Source organism: Streptomyces sp. RFCAC02 (genome assembly GCF_004193175.1).
GTDB lineage: Bacteria > Actinomycetota > Actinomycetes > Streptomycetales > Streptomycetaceae > Streptomyces.
In genome coordinates this window covers 5,742,387-5,761,044 of the sequence record NZ_SAUH01000001.1, presented here as the reverse complement: position 1 = coordinate 5,761,044, position 18,658 = coordinate 5,742,387, and the positions used below count along the sequence as shown (strand labels likewise).

Annotated in this window: 19 protein-coding genes; 12 read left to right on the top strand and 7 right to left on the bottom strand. The window is 74.8% G+C overall.

The features are described 5' to 3' along the window. Positions 1-9 precede the first annotated feature (9 nt). Positions 10-501 carry a nuclear transport factor 2 family protein gene (locus tag EMA09_RS26555; RefSeq protein ID WP_129843490.1) on the bottom strand — a complete coding sequence of 164 codons (492 nt, stop codon included), beginning with the start codon at positions 499-501 and terminating at the stop codon, positions 10-12. Between EMA09_RS26555 and EMA09_RS26550 the strand changes: the two genes are divergently transcribed. Further along, a complete protein-coding gene (locus tag EMA09_RS26550; RefSeq protein ID WP_129843489.1) occupies positions 492-941 on the top strand; it encodes a carboxymuconolactone decarboxylase family protein in 450 nt (149 codons plus the stop codon). The two genes, EMA09_RS26555 and EMA09_RS26550, sit on opposite strands and share 10 nt — an antisense overlap. 31 nt (positions 942-972) lie before the next feature. On the opposite strand, the gene EMA09_RS26545 is transcribed toward EMA09_RS26550, so the two are convergent. From EMA09_RS26545 to EMA09_RS28565, 3 genes are all read right to left on the bottom strand, one after another. Then, positions 973-2,058 (bottom strand): SagB/ThcOx family dehydrogenase, encoded by a 1,086-nt coding sequence (locus EMA09_RS26545; RefSeq protein ID WP_168220816.1) that lies wholly within the window; start codon positions 2,056-2,058, stop codon positions 973-975. Between the two features lie 5 nt (positions 2,059-2,063). Beyond that, positions 2,064-3,179 carry a hypothetical protein gene (locus EMA09_RS26540; protein WP_129843487.1) on the bottom strand — a complete coding sequence of 372 codons (1,116 nt, stop codon included), beginning with the start codon at positions 3,177-3,179 and terminating at the stop codon, positions 2,064-2,066. A gap of 97 nt (positions 3,180-3,276) precedes the next feature. After that, positions 3,277-3,423 carry a hypothetical protein gene (locus tag EMA09_RS28565; RefSeq protein WP_168220815.1) on the bottom strand — a complete coding sequence of 49 codons (147 nt, stop codon included), beginning with the start codon at positions 3,421-3,423 and terminating at the stop codon, positions 3,277-3,279. A gap of 374 nt (positions 3,424-3,797) precedes the next feature. Between EMA09_RS28565 and EMA09_RS26535 the strand changes: the two genes are divergently transcribed. From EMA09_RS26535 to EMA09_RS26485, 11 genes are read left to right on the top strand one after another with little or no spacing between them, the layout of a single operon-like run. Then, positions 3,798-4,721, top strand: coding sequence for a cupin domain-containing protein (locus EMA09_RS26535; protein WP_129843486.1), 924 nt, complete (start codon positions 3,798-3,800; stop codon positions 4,719-4,721). Continuing rightward, positions 4,718-6,133 (top strand): MFS transporter, encoded by a 1,416-nt coding sequence (locus EMA09_RS26530; RefSeq protein ID WP_129843485.1) that lies wholly within the window; start codon positions 4,718-4,720, stop codon positions 6,131-6,133. Before EMA09_RS26535 ends, EMA09_RS26530 begins: the two co-directional genes overlap by 4 nt. Beyond that, on the top strand, positions 6,133-6,987 hold the full coding sequence (locus EMA09_RS26525; RefSeq protein WP_129843484.1) for a hypothetical protein: 855 nt from the start codon (positions 6,133-6,135) through the stop codon (positions 6,985-6,987). The genes EMA09_RS26530 and EMA09_RS26525 overlap by 1 nt, the downstream gene beginning before the upstream one ends. Next, the gene (locus tag EMA09_RS26520; protein WP_129843483.1) at positions 6,984-8,345 is read left to right on the top strand and encodes a radical SAM protein; all 1,362 of its coding nucleotides are present in this window, start codon (positions 6,984-6,986) and stop codon (positions 8,343-8,345) included. Before EMA09_RS26525 ends, EMA09_RS26520 begins: the two co-directional genes overlap by 4 nt. Further along, on the top strand, positions 8,342-9,181 hold the full coding sequence (locus EMA09_RS26515) for a S8 family serine peptidase (protein ID WP_129843482.1): 840 nt from the start codon (positions 8,342-8,344) through the stop codon (positions 9,179-9,181). Before EMA09_RS26520 ends, EMA09_RS26515 begins: the two co-directional genes overlap by 4 nt. Beyond that, a complete protein-coding gene (locus EMA09_RS26510) occupies positions 9,178-9,765 on the top strand; it encodes a GAF domain-containing protein (RefSeq protein ID WP_129843481.1) in 588 nt (195 codons plus the stop codon). The genes EMA09_RS26515 and EMA09_RS26510 overlap by 4 nt, the downstream gene beginning before the upstream one ends. A gap of 13 nt (positions 9,766-9,778) precedes the next feature. Beyond that, entirely contained in the window at positions 9,779-10,801 is a 1,023-nt protein-coding gene (locus tag EMA09_RS26505) for a radical SAM protein (protein ID WP_129843480.1), read from the top strand. Beyond that, positions 10,798-11,778, top strand: coding sequence for a hypothetical protein (locus EMA09_RS26500; protein WP_129843479.1), 981 nt, complete (start codon positions 10,798-10,800; stop codon positions 11,776-11,778). Before EMA09_RS26505 ends, EMA09_RS26500 begins: the two co-directional genes overlap by 4 nt. Continuing rightward, positions 11,775-12,410 carry an iron-containing redox enzyme family protein gene (locus EMA09_RS26495; protein ID WP_129843478.1) on the top strand — a complete coding sequence of 212 codons (636 nt, stop codon included), beginning with the start codon at positions 11,775-11,777 and terminating at the stop codon, positions 12,408-12,410. The genes EMA09_RS26500 and EMA09_RS26495 overlap by 4 nt, the downstream gene beginning before the upstream one ends. Next, the gene (locus EMA09_RS26490) at positions 12,407-12,595 is read left to right on the top strand and encodes an aroma-sacti cluster domain-containing protein (RefSeq protein WP_129843477.1); all 189 of its coding nucleotides are present in this window, start codon (positions 12,407-12,409) and stop codon (positions 12,593-12,595) included. The genes EMA09_RS26495 and EMA09_RS26490 overlap by 4 nt, the downstream gene beginning before the upstream one ends. Then, entirely contained in the window at positions 12,592-15,501 is a 2,910-nt protein-coding gene (locus EMA09_RS26485) for an adenylate/guanylate cyclase domain-containing protein (protein WP_129843476.1), read from the top strand. Before EMA09_RS26490 ends, EMA09_RS26485 begins: the two co-directional genes overlap by 4 nt. Positions 15,502-15,510: 9 nt before the next feature. Here EMA09_RS26485 and EMA09_RS26480 read toward each other — a convergent pair whose 3' ends face one another. From EMA09_RS26480 to EMA09_RS26470, 3 genes are read right to left on the bottom strand one after another with little or no spacing between them, the layout of a single operon-like run. Further along, on the bottom strand, positions 15,511-16,380 hold the full coding sequence (locus EMA09_RS26480; protein WP_129843475.1) for a carbohydrate ABC transporter permease: 870 nt from the start codon (positions 16,378-16,380) through the stop codon (positions 15,511-15,513). Next, a complete protein-coding gene (locus EMA09_RS26475) occupies positions 16,377-17,321 on the bottom strand; it encodes a sugar ABC transporter permease (RefSeq protein WP_129843474.1) in 945 nt (314 codons plus the stop codon). Before EMA09_RS26475 ends, EMA09_RS26480 begins: the two co-directional genes overlap by 4 nt. 43 nt (positions 17,322-17,364) lie before the next feature. Further along, entirely contained in the window at positions 17,365-18,654 is a 1,290-nt protein-coding gene (locus EMA09_RS26470; RefSeq protein ID WP_129843473.1) for an extracellular solute-binding protein, read from the bottom strand. Positions 18,655-18,658: the final 4 nt, after the last annotated feature.

The window sequence follows — 18,658 nt, the reverse complement described above, 5'->3', positions numbered from 1 at the left end:
GGGCGCCGCTCACACCGGGGCCGGCAGGTCGAGCGACGCGAGCCGGCCCGGATCGGCCACGACGGTGATGGCGGTGATCCTGCCGCCGGCGACGGTGAACGCCATGACCGACAGCGGCGTGCCGTCCGCGCGCCAGGACACGATGCCGGGCCGGCCGTCCACGATGACGTCGCGCCCCCGCACGGCCGTGTCACCGGCCGGCCGCGCGCCGGCGGCGACCCGGGTGGCGCCGAGGGTGACCACGGTGCCGCCGGGGGTCTCGGCCGTCAGCCGGACACCGGGGTCGAGCACGCGCAGCAGCCCCTCGAAATCCCCCTCGCGCGCCGCCGCCAGGAAGGCCCGCACCACCTCCCGCTGCGGTGGCCCCGCGGCGGCCGGCGAGCCGGCGCCCCGCAGCTTCCTGCGGGCACGGCTTCCCTTTCTCGGGCCTGCTCCGTCATGGGTGATGACGAACCCCGACCGGTCCAGGTGACCGACGAAGGAGCGGACCGATGGAAACACGCGCGAAGAGGACGGCGGAGCCCGACGTGGTCACGGCGATCCAGCAGCTCGTCAGGGCGGTGCACGCCGGCGGCGTCGAACCGCGCCTGCTGCAGCTCGTCCACCTGCGGACCAGTCAGATCAACGGCTGCAGCCCGTGCGTGGTCGCCGGTGTCGAGGGGGCGAAGCCGCACGGCGAGACCGATACGCGGCTGCACGCCGTGGCCGCCTGGCGGGAGACGCCGTACTTCACCGACGAGGAGCGGGCGGCGCTCGCTTTGGCCGAGGCGGCGACCCGCGTGCAGGACGGTGCGGCGGGCGTGACCGACGGGATACGGGAGGCCGCCGCCGCCCACTTCACCGAGGAGCAGATGGGCACGCTCGTCCTGGAGGTCGCGCTGACGAACTTCTTCAACCGGATCAATCGCGCGAACCGGGTGCGGGCCGGCGCGGGCTGGTGAACCGGGCGGCGCCGGCCCGTTCCCGCGCGGGTCAGTGGCCGCCGAACGGTTCGCCGGGCGTCCGGATCGACAGCGGCAGCCCGTCGGGGCGGCGCACGGGGACGCCGCAGGCCAGGGCGAACGTCGTGAACTCGGCGGGCTGTTCGAGGCCGAGCAGGGTGTCCGCCTCCGTGTCGCGGATCGCGCCGGTGAGCGCGGCGCCCAGGCCGAGCGCGGTCGCGGTCATGGAGAAGACCTGTGCGACGTGCCCGATGTTCTGCAGCAGCAGCTTGTAGGCCCGGGGGTGCTGGTACTTCCAGGCCATGCGGTGGGCCACGGCGGCGGTGAGCACCCCGAACGCGGCGCGCTTGAAAAAACCTTGGTGGTGCGTCAGGTGCTCCAGAACGTCGCGGCCGGCGGACGGATCGAGCGGGACGAGGCCGTGGCGGATGCCGTCGTAGTGGTAGAGGCCGGGCCGGACGTGCTCGACGTCGAGGACGAAGACGAACGCCTCGGTCTCGTGCCGTGCCCCGCCCGACGCGGCGGCGCGGAGCTGGAGGACCCCCATGGGGCCCGCGTCCGCGAACCGCAGGGGCGCGAAGCAGTAGTGCAGCATGTCGGAGAACGCGTCGAGGGCGATCGGCGCTTCCTCGAAGTCGCGGTGTGTGCGGCGCTGTTCGAGGACATCGCGGTACGGCACGCTCGATACGGTGCGGACGCGCGGCAGCAGCAGCACGCGGTCGCTCGCCGGGGCGCGGACGGACGGGGGCCGCGGGTACGCCTCGATCGCGGCGAGCACCCGCTCGCGCGCGGCCGGGTCGTCCGCGCGCGTGCCGACGAACGGGGTGTCGCGGGTGCGGTTGTGCAGGCTCCACGCGGTGGTGCCCCACACGTCCCACGGCGTCCCCGGCGCGTCGGCGGCCTCCTCCTTGCGGACCAGGAACCCGGCCTCGGCCAGGCGGGTCACCGTGCCGTCGCCGTCGTCGGGCACACCGTCGCGCGCGGCGAGCAGCAGGGCGGCGACGGAGGGGATGACGCGCAGGCGGGTGCGCAGCCGCGGGCTGGAGAGGACGAGGGCGCCGCCCGTCGATTCGACGACCAGCGGGTCCACGGGGTAGAGCAGGTCGCCGTCGGGCACCCTCGTCACTCCTCGAGTCGTTCGTGCACTGGTCCCGTCCAGTCGTCCCGGTGGCCGGTTCCGGCGCCGAGCCGCGCGCTGACGCGGGCGGTCAGGGCGGCCGGCACGGGGTCCTTCTCGCCGGGGGGCGCCGGGCGGGGGCCGAGGCCGGCCCGCTCGCGCGTGAGGCGGTCGAGCACGGGGTCGGCCGCCGCGGCCGGGTCAGCGGCGAGTTCGGCGAACAGCGACCGGGCGACGGCCGGGAGACCGGCCCGTTCGGCGGTGAGGGCGAGCGAGCCGAGCCAGCGCAGCGGGGTCACCGGATCGGCGAACGGGCCGTCGAGGACGTCCCGGCGCGCCGCGAGGTGGGTGACGAGTTCCCGCGCCCGTGCGCGGCGGCCGTCACCGGCCGCCGGGTCGGTGCCGGCGTGGGCGATGTGCAGGAGACGGACGTACGCGAGGCGGCGGGCGGCGCCGGGCGGCCCGTCGAGGAGTCCGGGCCGGACCTCCGGCTGCGCCGCCGCGTCCACCAGCCAGGGCGCTTCGGCGGCGTGCTGCACGCACCGGGTCTCGGGCAGTCCGGGCCACCGGCCGGCGAGGCGCGCGGCGGCGGCGGTGAGCCGGTCGTGCCGGTGGTGGCGCCACAGGATCTGGCAGGTGTCCTGGACGACGACGTTGCGCAGCACCGTGCGGTCGAGCACGCCCTCGTCCACGGCGCGGCGGGCGGTGGCGTCGTCGAGCGCGTAGTCGGGAAGACGGGTGCCCCGGCCGTCGATCAGCGGTTCCAGGGCGGCCAGTTCACGCAGCGCCGTGTCCGCGTGCCGGGGTGCGTACCCCTTGAGGCGGATGAGGTTGACCTGCGGCTGGAGCGCGAGGACGGCGAGGCGCAGGCCGCGGTCGGTGTGCCGGTGGGCGCGCGCGTACGCGATCTGGGCGAGGCAGAGCCTGCGTGCCCCGGCGGCGTCGCCGGTGCGGAAGTGGACGAGGGCGAGGAGGTTGCAGGCGCGGTAGAGGCTCGCCGTCCCGTCCCGGTCGAGGAGTTCCGTCACGGTGCGCAGGGCCTCGGCGCGGCCGGTGGGCGCGCGGCGGGTGTCGGAGAGGAAGCCGAACGGTGTCGAGCGACGTGTCATGGTGTCGGTCACGAGGGTCCCTCCGCCGTCCGGCCGGTCGCGTGCGCGTCGGGGTGGCCCGGCGCCGGGGCGGGAGCGGTGCCGCCGCGGGGCCGGGCCGGAGGGCTGGTCAGCAGCCGAAGTTGACGTCGAGCACGGGCGAGTCGACCTCCACCTCGGCGCTGATGCCGTGGCCCTCGACGTCGGCCTCGGCCTGCTCGACCTCGGTCTCGGCGGCCTCGATCTCTTCCTTGCCGGGCTCGTTCTCCTCGGACATGGCATACCTCCATCGCGTGTCGGTGCATGGGGTCGCCGGCGCATGCCGGCGCGAATGGCGCCATTGCTGTGGAACGTCGCGGCAGGGGATGACCTGTATTTCCGGCCGGTTTTACGAACCGGTTCCCGGTGCCCCCCGACACGATCGAGCGCCGCGAGCGCGGCGCAGTTCAGATTCCCGCCCCGCCAGATACCTGTCAAGTCCGGCGAAGAAAACGTGAAGAGGGTTTCCGAAGGCTTTTCCCGGCCGCGCCGCATGACTCCATTACGCGTCACGCGGTTGCACAGCCGCATGTTTCTGTCAACGGTTGCTGCCGCTGGGTGACCGGGCGTACTCTCCTCGCGAGATCCCGGGCGCACCCTCGAAGGAGGGCCATGGACTGCCTGCTCCGCCTCGTCGAAGACACCACGGCGCTGGAATCCGCGTGGGAACGCCACCCCCTCCTCAGCACCGGGCTGGGCGACTGCGACGATCTTCTGTCGTGGGAAAGCGTCGACGCGATGCTCGCCCGCGGCTTCCCGCTCGATTCCGTACGGCTGACCGCGGGTGGCCGACCCGTGAGGCCAATGGCGTTGGCATTACCCGGTGTCTACGGCCGTTCCGCGAACGACCGGGTGGCCGACGGCGCGGAAGTCGCGCGGCGTGTGGACGCCGGCGCGACCCTGATCCTGGAGAACCTCAAGGCGTATTCCCCGCCGATAGCGGATTTTGCGGGCGCCGTGTCCGAGGCGACGGGTTACGACACGTACGTGACGGCGTTCCTGACCCCCGCCGGGCACCCGGGCGTCGCGCCGCACCACGACACGGCGAGCGTCTTCGTCCGGCAGGTCGCCGGCTCGAAGCACTGGCGCGTGAGCCCGCCCGTCACCCCCTGGCCGCTGCGCGAGCACCGCGGCGCCCCCGGCACGGCGCCGGACGATCCGGTCGTCGACGTGGTCCTGCGGCCGGGCGACTGCCTGTACGTGCCGCGCGGGTTCGTCCACGCGGCCGAGGCGGCGGACGAGCCGTCGCTGCACCTGTCGGTGGCGCTGCGCCCCGTCACGTGGGCGCTGCTCCTGCGGAAGGCGCTGGAGCGCGCGGCGGACGAACGGCCCGAACTGCGTGAGGCGCTGCCCCCGGTGTTCGCCGGCGCGGACCGCGGGGAACTGCTGCGGGAGCGCGCCGCGCTGTTCGCCGCGTACACGGCGGACCTGGCCGCGTCGGGACGGGCGCGGGAGCTGCTGGCCCGCGAGACCCCGGCCGCCCGCTCCCCCGGCCCCCTGCTGAGCGCGCTGCGGGCGCCCGGGGGCGCCGAGTGAGCGACGGCGGCGCGGCGCGCGGCACGGAGGCCGCGGCCGGCGGGGTGCCCGGTGCGCCGGTGCCCCTGTGGCGGGAGCGCAACTGGCAGCGTCTGTGGTTCAGCCAGGCCGTGTCCGTCATCGGCGACCAGGTGTTCAACACGACCGTGCTCCTGTGGATCGGTGCGAGCGTCGCGGCGGGCGAGCCGTGGGCGCCCGCCGCGGTGAGCGGGGTGCTGCTCGCCGCGGCGCTGCCGGTGCTGCTGGTCGGCCCGGTGGCCGGGGTGTACGTGGACCGGTGGGACCACGCGCGCGTCATGCGGGTGGCGGACCTGCTGCGCGCGGCGTTCATCGGCGTGCTGCTGGTCATCCCGCTGGCGGGCGGGAGCTGGCCGGCCTGGCTCCAGGTGGCGCTGATCTACCTGATGGTGGCGCTCAGCAGTTCGGCGGCGCAGTTCTTCAACCCGGCGCGGTTCTCGCTGATCGCGTCCATGGTCCACGCGGACCACCGCACCCGGGCGTTCGGCCTGCTCACGGCGACGTCGGGGACGGCGGCCATCATCGGCCCGCCGCTCGCCGCGCCCCTGCTGTTCGGTGTCGGGGAGCAGTGGGCCCTCGTGGTCAATGTCTGCTCCTTCCTCGTGTCGTACGCGGCGATCCGGCTGATCCGGGTGCCGGCCGGCGGCCGGGCGCGCGAGGACGGAAAGGGATCCCGGGCGTTCCGCGCGGAGTTGCTGGAGGGTTTCCGGTTCTTCGTGGGAAACCGGATGCTTCTCGTCGTCGTCGGCACGGTCTTCGTCTACATGGTGGGGGTCGGCGCCCTCAATGTGCTGAACGTCTTCTTCGTCACGGACAATCTGCACACGGACGCCGGCTGGCTCGGCACGCTGAATGCCGCGTTCGGCGTGGGAAGTATCGCCGGGTCGCTCGTCGCCGCGAAGTTCGCGCGGAAACTCGGGGAGACCCGGACGTTCGCGTACGGCATTCTGGTGACCGGTGTCATCGTGCTGCTCTATTCGCGGCAGTCGTCCCTCTGGTTCGCTCTCGCGCTGCTCTCGCTCGCGAGCATTTCCATCGCTTCGGTGAATGTCGTCGTCGGGCCGCTGGTGCTGCGGGCGACGCCACAGCATCTGCTCGGACGCATCAACTCGGTGCTCAATCCGACCGTTTATCTGGCATCGATTCTCTCGATGGCGGTGACCGGTTTCCTCGCCAGTACGGCGCTGCGCGATCTGGACGGCGAGGTGTGGGGTGTGCATGTCGGCCGGATCGACACCATCTATGGATGCGGGGCACTCATGATGATCATCGCGGGAGTGTGCGCGATCCGCCCGCTCGCCCGGTACGCGGCGCGCGCGGCGGAGGCCGGTGAGCGGGACGACGGCGCCGGCGGGACGGGCGAGAAGGTCATGACGTCGGACGGGGCGGCCTGATGGCGGCCCCGGCGCAGCCGCGGGAGGCGGCGCGGACGGACCGCTGGCGTCCGGCGGTGCGGCAGATCACCGGCGGTCTCCTGCGCGGCAGCGGTGCGGAGCGCTTCGTCGTCGTCTTCGCGCCGCACCGCGCGGCGGAGGCGGCGCTGCTCGCGGCGTACGCCAGGGCGTACGGCGCCCGGTGCGTCGTACGCGCGGCGGGGCACGCGCCCCCTGCGGCGGTGGAGCGGCGCGTCGCCGCCGACGCGGCGGAACCGCGCACGGCCGTCGTCGTGCTGTCCGACGCGGTGCTCGGCCTGCCCCCCGGGGTGCTGCGGCTCGCGGGCACGGCGGACCGCTCACCGCTCGACCTGTGGCGCCCCGACGCCGAACTCGACGCGGCGGCGGACGCGCTGGCCGCCGGTCTCGGGCGGCGGATCCGGGTCGGCTCGGGCGGCGGCGCGGCCGAACTGGTCTGCACGACGTCAGGTGCCCGGCGCGGCAGCGCGCGCGGCACGGCGGAGGCGCCGCTCACGGGCGCCGACGGCGTGTTCGTCGCGGACGGCACCCTCCTGGTGAACCGGGCGACCGCGCTCGGCACCGACCTCGCCGGCCACCCGGTGACGGTGACGGTGGCCGGCGGCGGGGTGCGCGGGGTGGAGTGCGCCGACCGGACGGTGGCGCGGTTCATCGGGCGGGCGGCGGACGTCCACGGAGTGCGCACGGCGGCAGCCCTGTGCCTGCCCGCCGGCCCGGCGGGCGCGCCCGGGCGGGGCGTGACCCTGCGGCTCGCGGTGGGTCCGGGCGACGCGTTCAACGCGGCGTCGGCGGACCTGCGGATCGACCTCACGGCGGCGTCGGGAGACTGGTCATGACCTGGGCACGCAGCCGCTACCTGCTGCTGGGCGACACGGAGTACCGCGACGGCGCGGGGCGTACCGTGCGGATGGCGTACTCGGCGCGCGACGCGGCCGCCTTCGCCGTGGACGCGGACACGGCGGCACTGCTGGCCCGGGGCGACGCGGACGCCATCGCGGCCATCGGCGCCGACGGTCTGTCCGACCTGGCCGCCCGGCACGCCGTCGTGGACACGGCCGAGGACGAACTCGGCGCCGTCCTCGCCGGCTACCGCGCGGCGTCGGACGCGCCGGGCGCGCGCGGCGTGACGATCATGCCGACGAGCTACTGCAACATGGCGTGCGACTACTGCGGCCAGGAGCACTTCAAGGCCCCGGTGGACCGCGCGCGGGTGGAGCGGGTCGTCGCGCGCGTCGAGGCCATGTTCGCCGACCCGGAGGTGGACGAGGTCACCGTCACCTGGTTCGGCGGCGAACCGCTGCTCGCGCTGCGCGTCGTGCGGGACATGACGCGGCGTTTCCTCGCGGCGGCCGGGGAGCACGGGAAGCGTTACCGCGCCCGCCTCGTGACGAACGGCAGCCTGCTGACCCCGCGCACCCTCCACGAACTGCATCACGACCTCAAGGTCGCCGCCCTGGAGGTCACGATCGACGGCCCGCAGGCGGTGCACGACCGGCGCCGCCTCAAGCGGAACGGGCGCGGCAGCTTCCACCGCACCGTCGCCGCGCTGGCCCGTGCGGTGCGGGAGCGGACCGTGCCCGGGCTGCGGATCGGCATCCGCATGAACGTCGACGAGACCAACGAGGACGACGTCGCCGACCTCTTGGTGGACCTCGCGTGCTTCGGCCTCGCGTCCCCGCAGGTCGAGGTGCACCCCATGCCGGTCCACTCCTGGGGCAACGACGTGTCCGCCGTCGAGCTGGAGGCCAGGCGCTACGCCCGGCGCGAGGCCGAGTGGCTGCGGCTGGCGCGGCGCCTCGGGCTCGGCTTCCCGGCCATGCCGAACGTCGTCAAGCGCACCACCTGCGCCGCGACCTCGCGGCGGCGGGAGATCCTGGACCCGTCGGGCCGGGTCTTCGCCTGCTCCGAGCACCCGCTGGTGCCCGGCGCCGAGGCCACGGGGGTCGTCGCCACGGTGGACGGACTGGCCGACTCCGCGCCGCGGCCCGCCGGGCAGTTCGACGACTGGTACGACCAGGTGGGCGACGGAAAGCAGCAGTGCGGCCGCTGCCCGCTGCTGCCGGTGTGCGGCGGGAGCTGCCCCAAGCTGTGGCGGGAGGGCCACCGGCCGTGCCCCAGCGTCAAGTTCAACTGGCCCGAGCGGCTCGACGCGGTCGCGCGCGGCCTCGGCTACCGGCCCGTGGGCGCGGGATGAGCGGCGCGGCGCGCACCGTGCGGTTCGCGCACACCTCGACCGGCGCGACCGTGCCGCCCGACGTGCTGCCGCTGCCCGGCGCGGTGGACCGTGCCTGGGCGTGGGGGGACGCGACGGGACGCGGCGTGCGGGTGTGCGTCATCGACAGCGGCGTCGATCCGTCGCATCCGCTGGTGGGCGACGTCGCGCTGTTCGCGGCGGCGGAGACGGACGGCGGCGGGTGGACCGTCGGGCCGGACGACGTGGGGGACGTCGCCGGGCACGGCACGGCGTGCGCGGGCATCATCCGGCGGCTGGCCCCCGACTGCGAGACGACGAGCGTCCGCGTGCTGACGCGCAACCTGCGCGGCAACGGCGAGGCGATGCTCGCCGCCCTCCAGTGGGCCGTGGACCAGCGTTTCGACCTGGTGAACATGAGCCTGTCGACGCGCAAGGAGGCGCTCAAGGAGCGGCTGCACGACCTCGCCGACCGCGCCTGGTTCGCGGGCGTGACCCTCGTGTCGGCGGCCCACAACAGTCCGATCATCAGCTATCCATGGCGTTTCCCGTCCGTCATCTCGGTCGGGTCGCACGCCGTGGACGACCCCGAGTACCTGGAGGTGAACCCGGAACCGCCGGTGGACGTGTTCGCGCCGGGGGTGAACGTCCGGGTCCCCTGGCCGGGCGGCGGCACCAAGGTCGTCTCCGGCAACAGCTTCGCGACCCCGCACGTGGCCGGTCTCGCCGCCCGCGTGCTGGAGCGCCACCCCCGTTTCCGCACCGCGCAGCTCCGGCACGTGCTCGCCGCCGTCGCCGACAACGTGGAGCGCAGACCGGCGAGGAGCACACGAGCATGAATCCCACCGCGACCCATGACGAGATCCTCCGCTCCACGGTCCGGCTCGCGCGCCTGTCGTTCGCCGCGTCGGCCGCCTCGGTGTGCCTGTACGACCAGGAGTCGCAAGAGCTGGTCTTCGAGGCGTCGTCCGGCGAGGGCGAGGACCGGCTGATCGGTGTCGCCATCCCCGCCGACCACGGCATCGCCGGCTGGGTCGCGGGCACGGGCGAGCCCATCGTCGTGCGCGGCGTCGCGGACGACGAGCGGTTCAACCGGGACTTCGCCGCCGGCACCGGGCTCGTCCCCGACACGATCCTCGCCGCGCCGATCGAGCACGACGGCGACGTGCTGGGCGTGCTCGAGGTGCTCGATCCCCGGCTGGACGGCATCGGCGAGCTGTCGGCCATCGACCTGCTGACCGAGCTGGCCAACCAGAGCTGCGCGGCCCTCGCCCTGATGCTCGCCGACCGCAGGGCGCGTGCCCGGCGGGCCGAGGTGTCGGGGGTGGTCACCCGGTTCGCCGCGCTCGTGGACCGGGTCGGTCCGGAGAAGGAGGACGCCGTGGAGGACCTGGTCGACGCCCTGACGAAACTGCTGTCGTGACGGAGGGGTCGTTGTGCATCTGGCCGACCTGCTGCGGCTGCGGACCCGGCCGGCGGCGGGGCTGCTCCTCGCCCTGACCGACCGCTGCCCGCTGAGCTGCGCCCACTGCTCGACCCGGTCGGGACCCGGGGCGCCCCAGTACGGCGCGGCGCCGTTCCTGCGGTTCGCCGAGACGTTCACGGCCGCCGACCGCCCCGAGGCCGTCCTCATGTCCGGGGGCGAGCCTTTGCTGCGCCCCGCGCTGGTCGCCGGCATCGCGGCACGCTGCCGCGCGGTCGGCGCGCGGACCGCCGTGCTGTCGGGCATGTTCTTCGCGCGCGACGGCCGGGTGCCGCCCCCGGTGCTGCGGGCGCTGGCCGGCGTCGACCACTTCTCGGCGAGCCTGGACGCCTTCCACGAACGGGAGGTGCCGCGCGCCGGCGCCCTGGCGGCCCTGGAGACGGTCGCCGGCCTCGTGCCGGAGGTGAGCGTGCACATCACGTCGGACGACGACGCGTACACCGAAGCGGTACTGGCCGATGTGCGGGCCGTGTTCGGGGACCGGGTGCCGGCCCTCGTCGGCCGGGTGCAGCCGACCGGCCGCGCGCGGGCGTTCACCGCGCCAGAGCGGGCCGGTCCCGGGCACGCGGCGGCCGATCCGTGCGAGTTCGCGCAGTGGCCGCTGCTCGACATCGACGGCACGGTGCTCGCCTGCCCCCGCCAGAGCCTGGCCCGGCGGCACCGGCCCCGGCACCTGATCATCGGGCACGCGGAACGGGACGGGTGGCCGGAGATCAGACGCCGGTCGGCGCAGGACGCGGTGCTGCGCGCTGTACGGGTCCTCGGCCCGGTCGAGACGGCACGCCGCACGGGCTCCCCCGTGTGCGACGGGTACTGCGCGACGTGCGTCGGGCTCGGGGCGGCCCCTGAGGTGCCGGCCGGGATGACGGTGGCCGTCGAGGCGCTGCTCGACGGCCTGCGGCCCCGCGACCTCGCCAGGCGCTGGGGCGCGGGACGCTTCGGCGACGCGGTGGAGCTCGGCTGGAGGGGTCGGTGAGACGACGTCTGACGCACGCGGGGGCGACGGCGCTGCGGCGCGTGCCCGGGGCGACGGTGGCGCTGTTCCTGACGGACCGGTGCCCGGTGGAGTGCGCGCACTGCTCGGTCGGTTCGGTGGCCCGGGGGCCGACGATCACGGACCGGCCGCTGTTCGAGGGGATCGTGGGAGGGCTCGCGGACCTGCCCGGGCTGCGCGCGGTGGCCATCACCGGCGGGGAGCCGTTCGCGGAGCGGCGCGGACTCGAGTACGCCGTGCGGCGGCTGGGCGACGCGGGCAAGGCCGTGGTCGTGTTCACCAGCGGTTCCTGGGCGCGGCGCGCCGTGCCCGCCTGGGTCCGCGCCGTGCTTGCGTCGGTCGGCACCGTCTACCTGAGCACCGACGTGTTCCACGCCGAACGGCCCGGCATGGGCGGCGGCACGCCGGCGCGGGCAGCGGAAGCGGTGCTGGCGGCGGGCTGCCATCTGGTGCTCCAGGTGCTGGCCGGGCCGGACGGGGGACCGCCGGCTGCGGGCTTCACGCACCCGGCGGCCGAGGTGAGCGTCGTCCCGCGGCTGCCGGCCGGGCGCGGCGCGCGGCACTTCCCCGCCGGGCCGGGCCGCCCGTCCGCCGATTTCGGCCCCTGCGCGCTGCTGGACTCGCCGACCGTGCGCTACGACGGCGTGGTCACCGCGTGCTGCAACGAGTCGGTGATCACCGGTTCGGGTCCCGACGCGCTGCGGCGGCGCGTGACGGGCGCCGGCGTGGGCGCCGCCCTGGCCGCCTTCCGCGCCGACCCGGTGCTGCGGCTGATGCGCACGGCGGGTCCCGTCGGGCTCGCCGGTGTGGTGCCGGACACGGCCCGTTCGGTGTGCGGGCCGTGCTGGGCGGCAGCGCGGCGGGCCGCCGCCGACCCGGCGGCGCGGCGCGTCCTCGCGCGGCGGGCGGCGTACGCCGCGGGCCTGACGTCGGGGGCGGCGGAGGGAGGAGCGGAATGACGCTGCGCGGACTGCTGGACGTGGTGAGCCCCGACCTGCGGCGGGCGTCGGCGGCCATGTGGCGTTCGGTGTCCACCGCCGCCGCGTACCGCCGCTGGCTCCTCACCTCCCACGACCTGGTGCGGGCGACCTCTCCCCTGCTGGCCGACGCGCTCGCGGAGTCGGTGCGGCGCGGCGAGACCCGCCTCGCGGCGTACTTCGCCGAGCAGGCGGCCGAGGAGAACGGCCACGAGGTGTGGCTCGCCGAGGACTACGCCGCGTCCGGCGGGAGTCCGGGCGACCTCGTGGACCGCGTGCCATCCCCGGCCGTGGCCCGGCTCGCGGGAGCCCAGTACTACTACCTGCGGCACGCCCACCCGGTGGCGCTGCTCGGGCACATCGCCGTCCTCGAATGGAACCCGCCCCGGCCGGGCGCCGACGCGCTGCTCGCGGGACGCACGGGGCTGCCGCCCGACGCGTTCCGGACGCTCGCGCGCCACGCGGAACTCGACCTCGGCCACGGCGCCGCCCTGGAGCGGCTGCTGGCGGAACTGCCGCTCGACGCGGGCCGGCGCCGGCTCGTGCGCACGAGCGCGCTGGCCACCGCGTACGGACTGGTGGAGCTGTTGACAGAACTGGGGGCCGACCCATGACCGACCGATCACGCCTGGCACCGCTCGGGCTCGACCCCGACGGCCTGAGCCCGGAGCAGCTCGCCGCCCTGGACTCCCTCACCGACGAGGAGATCGAGGTCCTCGTGCGCATCCGGCACAAGATCGGCGACGTGGCGGGCGACGTGGAGGGGCACGGTCTGGAAGGCGGTGGCGTCGTGTGGTGAGCGGTGACGGTCTCGCGTGCGCGGCGTGCCACGCGGTGAATCCGCCGATGGCGGTGTTCTGCATGTACTGCGGCGGCTCGCTCGCGCAGGCGCCGGAACCGTCGCGGCTGCGTCTCGTCACGGTCGTGTTCTGCGACATCTCGGGCTCGACGCGGCTGGCGGAGCGCTTCGACCCGCAGGTGTGGCACGGCATCCTGGAGGGGTACTTCGCCGAGGTCGGCGGGGCGCTGACGGCGGCGGGCGGGCGCCTGGAGAAGTTCATCGGCGACGCGGTGGTCGGCGTCTTCGGCGCGGACGCGGCGGGCGAGGACGACGCGGTGCGCGCCGTCCGCGGGGCACTCGACGCGCTGGCCGGCCTCGCGGCGCGCAACGCGGAGTTCACCGCACGGCACGGCGTACGGCTCACGGTGCGCTTCGGCCTCGCGTCGGGGCGCGCGGTGACCACGGACCGCGACTCGTCGTTCGCCACCGGGCCGGTGATGAACCGCGCCGCCAGGCTCCAGGCGGCGGCCCCGGCGGACGGCGTGGTCGTGGACGTCCGCACCTGGCTGCTGGTCCGCGACCGCGTCCGGTGCGAGCCGGTGCCGCCGGTCGCGGCGAAGGGCTTCGCACGGCCGCTGCGCGCCTGGGCGGCCGTCCCCGACGGGGCGGCGGGCGCGCGGGGCGCGGCCGGCGGCACGTTCGTGAACCAGACCGATCTGCTCGGCCGGCTGCGGCGCGACGTGCTGGACGCGGCGGCCCGCGGCGGGGTGACCGTGCTGGCGCTGCGCGGCGAGATCGGCAGCGGCAAGTCCCGGGTGCTCGACCGGCTCGCCGACGCGCTGGCTCGGGAGGACGGCGGCCCCGGCGCGGTCGTCCGCGTCACCTGCCGCCCCGGCGACGCCGACCACGAGCTGGTGCGTCTGGAGCGGGTGCGCCGCGACCTGGCCGCCGCCGTGGCTGACACCGGCCGTGCCGCGCCCCGCAGGGGCGGCGGTCCGGCCCCGTCGCCCAGGGAACTGGCCTGGACGGTACGCCGGTCGCTGGCCGAGGCCGGCGAGCGGCAGGGCGCCGTCGTCCTGCTGGTGGACGACTTCCACCACGCGTCACCCGCCTTCCGCGACCTGCTGCGCCCGCTGCCCGGGGGCGCCGGCCGGTGCGTCTTCGTACTGGCCGGGCGTGACACGGACCGGTACGGCGCCGACCGGACGTACCGGGTGCCGCCGCTCACGGACGCGGACGCGGAGGCGCTGCTCGACGCCGTCGGCGGGGACCTCACGCTGCACGCCGCCGGGACCGCCGAGCTGCTGGTGCGGCGCGGCCGGGGCAACCCGCTGTTCCTCGAACAGCTCGCCGCGCTGGCGGGCGACGGCATCACGGACGAGATCGCGCCGTCGGCGGAGGCGGTGATCGGGGCACGCATCGAGCCGCTGGGCGCGGCGGCGCGGCACGTCCTGGCCTGCCTCGGCGCCGGGGAGCACGACATCGCGCCGGGTGACCTCGACCCGGTGTGCGGCCTGACCGAGGCGGAGCTGCACGGGGCGCTGGAGGAGCTGCACGCCGCCGGGCTGTTCGGCAACCGGATCGCGGCCGAGGTGGCGTACGCGCAGATGGTCCTCGGCGACCGGGCGCGGGTGCACGTGGCGATCGCCGAGGGGCTGCTGCGGTCCGTGCAGGACGACCCGTCGCTGCTGGAGCCGGCGGTGCTGCACGCGGTGCGCGGGCAGCGGCACTGGCGGGAGTTCGACCCGGGGTCCGCGGCGGAGACGGCGGCCACCGAGCTGGCGGCGCGGTCGCTGGTGGCGGCGGCGCGGCAGGCCATCGCGCGGTCCGAGGTGGCGAGGGCGGTCGAGCTGTGCGCCCGGGCCGGGGAGCTCTCGGGCGGCGGGGACGGCGACGCGGCCCTGGCCCTGGAGACGGCGGCCCTGGAGACGTACGCCCTCGGGGCGGTGGGCAGGGCGGACGAGGCGCTGGCGCGGATCGCCGCCGTCACGGCCGACCCCCGCGTCACCTCGGCCCGGCACACGGCGAACGCCCCGGCGGCCTGTCATCTGCTGGTCACGGACGCGGTGCTGCGCGACCGGGAGCACCCGGCGCTGCGGGACCTCGCGCTGGCGGTGGACGATCCGGGCGCCCTGGCGCGGCTGGAGACGTGGGACGGCCTGCGGTCCGCCCGCGCGGGCGACTACGGGCGCGCGGAGGCGCTGCTGGAGTCGGCGTACGGGCGGCTGCGGCGGTTCGGGGCGGAGCTGGGTGCGGCCGAGGTGTACGGCAACCTGTCGCTGTTCCTCGTGTACGGGGACACGCCGCTCCCCCGGGCTCTGGAACGCTGTCTGCGGCTGCGCGACGAGGTCGCGGACGCGCCGGTGCTGCACGCGGTGGTGAGCTGCTCGGCCGCTGTGCTCGAACAGCTGACCGGCGACGCGGCGGCGGCCCGGTCGATGCTCGCGGACGCGCGGGCCGTGTTCGAGGCGATGGGGCACGAGCCGGGCCGGGCCGGCGCCCTTGAATTCGGCGGCAGCGTCGCCGAGCTGGCGGGGGACGACGCGGGCGCGGCCCGGTACGCGAGGCAGGCGGCCGTGGCGTACGCGGCCCTGGGGGCCGACCGCACGGCGGCCCAGTGCGCGATGCGGGCGTACGTCCAGGACCCGGTCGGCCCTCCGCCGCCGCGGCCGGAGGGCGCCGACAGCTGGGAGACGCGGGTGCTGGGCCACCAGGTGGCGGCGCTCGGCACGGCGGACCGGGTGGTGGCCGCGGAACGGCTGGACCTCGCGTTCGACGAGGTGGCGCGGATCCGCGGCGACGGCGTGCGGCTGCTGCCGCTCCTCGGCTGCCTCCGGGTCGCCCGGCGCATCGGCGACCCGGTGCGGGAGGAACGCGTGCGCGCCGCCGTCGCGGAGGTGCGGCGGCGGCGCGCGGGCGGGTGACGGCGTGCCTCAGCCCTTGAGCCCGCCGCTGATCATGTCGAGCCGCCAGAACCGCTGGAGGAACAGCAGCAGGCAGATGAGCGGGATGACCGAGACGGCGGTGCCGACAATGGCCAGGCTGTAGAGCGACGGTTCGCCAGATCCCTTGGAGAGCAGGGTGTAGAGGCCGAGGTTGATCGGGAACTTGCTCTCGTCGGACAGCATGATGAAGGGGAGCAGGAAGTTGTTCCAGCTCCCGACGAACTGCAGCATGAAGATGGTGACCATGCCGGGGAACATCATCGGCAGGCCGATGGACGTGAAGATGCGGTACTCGCTCGCGCCGTCGATCCGGGCGGACTCGATGGTCGAGTCGGGCACCGAGGCGTCCGCGTAGACCCGGGCCAGGTAGATGCCGAACGGCGAGATCAGGCCGGGCAGGAGCACGGACCAGTAGCTGCCCACCATGCCCACCTCGGCCATGATGATGTACTGCGGGATGGCGAGCGTCATGCCGGGCAGGAGGACGCCCGCGAGGATGACGGCGAAGAGCGGGTTCCGGCCGCGGAAGCGGTACTTGGAGAACGCGTAGCCGGCCAGCGTCGATATCAGCGTGCACAGCAGGGCGCCGACGCCCGCGTACAGGAGGCTGTTCGCGGCCCAGCGGGCGAACACGCCGTCCTCGTGGGCGAACAGGTCGCGCAGGTTGTCGAACAGGCCGGTGCCCGGCCGGAAGGTGAAGGTCGAGAACAGCTCCGTGTTGGACTTCGTCGCGGCGACGACGATCCACGCCAGGGGCACCAGGCAGTACGCGGCGCCGATCAGCAGGATGACGGTCGGCGCGACCTTCGCGCGCTGGTGCGGGAGCAGTCCGCGTGCATTCGTCGCGGTGTCGGTCACTGGATGCCTCCGATGGCGCGGCGCTGGGTGACCTTGAGGAGGACCAGCGAGACGATCAGGGTGCCGGCGGCCAGGATCACCGAGCCGGCCGCCGCGAGCGGCAGGTCGTCGCGCACGAAGCCGTCGCGGTAGATCTGCATCATCGGCACCCAGGTCTGGGAGATCTCCGTCGTCATCGGCTTGAGCATGGTCGGCTCGCCGTAGACCTGGAGGGTGCCGATGAGGGCGAAGAGGCCGGTGAGGACCAGGGCGGGCGCGACGAGCGGCACCTTGATGCGCCAGGCGATCCGCCACTCGCTGCAGCCGTCGATGCGGGCGGCGTCGTACAGCTCGGGCGGGATGCCGCGCAGCGACGTGTAGATGATGATCATGTTGAAGCCGACCCCGCCCCAGACGGCGATGTTCGCCAGCGACGGGTAGATGGTCCCGGCGTCGAGGAACGGGATGGCGTCGAGGCCCAGTTGCTCGGTGATGTGGCTGAACGGGCTGGTGGAGGGCAGGTACATGAAGCCCCACATCAGGGACGCGATCACGCCGGGGACCGCGTACGGGAGGAAGATCAGGGTCCGGGAGAACCGCTTGGCGCGTGAGGCCCCGTGGTCCAGGAGCAGCGCGAACAGCAGCGCGAGACCGAGGGTCAGGGGGACGGCGATCAGGCCGTAGAGCGCCAGCCGTCCGAAGCCCGTCCAGAAGTCCGCGTCGGTGAGCATCTGCCGGTAGTTGGCCAGGCCGACGAACACCTCGGTCCTGATGCCGAAGATGCCCTCGTCCACGATGCGCAGCCCCTGGACGCTGAGCCACAGCGCGTAGCCGATGGGGATGGCCATGAAGGCGACGAAGAGGAGGAGCGCGGGCGTCAGGAACAGCCAGGGCGCGGCGACGGGGGTCGCGGCCCGGCGCCTGCCGGCGGTCCGCCGCGGGGGCGGGGTGGTGGGAGTCATGGTGTGCCTGCCTGATGAGGGGGACGGGAGCTGATCGCCGGGTTCACTCGGTCACGTCGAAGCCGACGCGTTCCATGTCGTCGACCACCGCGCGCTGCGTGTCGCGGATGGCGTCGGTCAGCGGGGTGCCGTTCCTGACGGCCGCCGCCATGGCGTCCGTGAACGCGTCGGCCGCCGTGCTGACGTTGGGGCCCCAGGTGATGCCGGGGACGGTGTTCGCCGCCGCCTCGGTGGCGATGTCCCAGTAGTCGGCCTGGTCACCCGCCAGGGGCGGCGGGGGATTCTCCCGGGTGGCGGCCTGACCGGCGAGGCACGCCGGGTACATGCCGTCGGCGATCGCCAGTTCGTAGGCGGTCTCGTCGGTGTTCATCCACATGGCGAACTCGGCGGCCTCCTCGGGGTGGTCGGAGTTCTTCGTGACGGTCAGGGCCGTACCGCCCTGGAGCGCCACGGAGTCGTCGTCCCCCTCCCAGCGGGGCAGCGGTGCGATGGCCCAGTCCCCCGCCTGTCCCTCGGCGATCCCGTACAGCACGCCGGGCGCCCACAGGGCCGAGGGCCAGGTGAGGATGTCGCCGCGGTTGAGGCGGTTGTTCCACTCCGGGGTGAGCAGCGGCTCGGCCGTGACCAGGTCGTCGTCGACCAGCCCCTGCCAGTACTCGGCGACGCGCAGGGTGGGCTCGTCGGCGATGCCGACGGTCCATTCCCGGTCCTCCACCGACCACCAGGACGCGCCGGCCTGCTGGGCGAGGCCGGCGAAGTTGCCGAACTCGGCCGGGGCGAAGGTGGCGAGATGGGCGGACGGGTCGCGCTCGCGCACCTGGGCGGCCGCCTCGGCGAACTCCTCCCAGGTCGCGGGGACCTCGATGCCGAGTTCCTCGAAGCGCGCCCGGTTGTAGACCATCACCATGGGGCCGATGTCCTGCGCGATGCCGTAGACCTGGCCGTCGAACCGGGTCATCTGCCAGACCTCGTCGGTGAACTGGTCCTCCACCGGGCCGGTCCATTCGGAGATGTCGGCCAGCACGTCCGAGACGATCAGGGCGGGAATCGTCTGGTACTCGGCGCAGGCGATGTCGGGGGCGTTCCCCGCGCGGCTCGCGGTGAGCAGCTTGGTCGCCGTGTCGGTGCCGCCCCCGGCGTCGGTGTGGCGGACCTGGATGTCCGGGTGGGCGGCGTTGAAGGCGGCCACCTTGTCGTCCTGGGACGCGCTCCAGCACCAGTAGTCCAGCGTCACGGCGCCGTCGCCCGCCCCGGCGCCCGAGCAGGCGGACAGCAGGAGTGTCATCACCGCGCCGACCAGGACCCCGGGGCGGACGGTTTTTCGATTGGGCATGCGG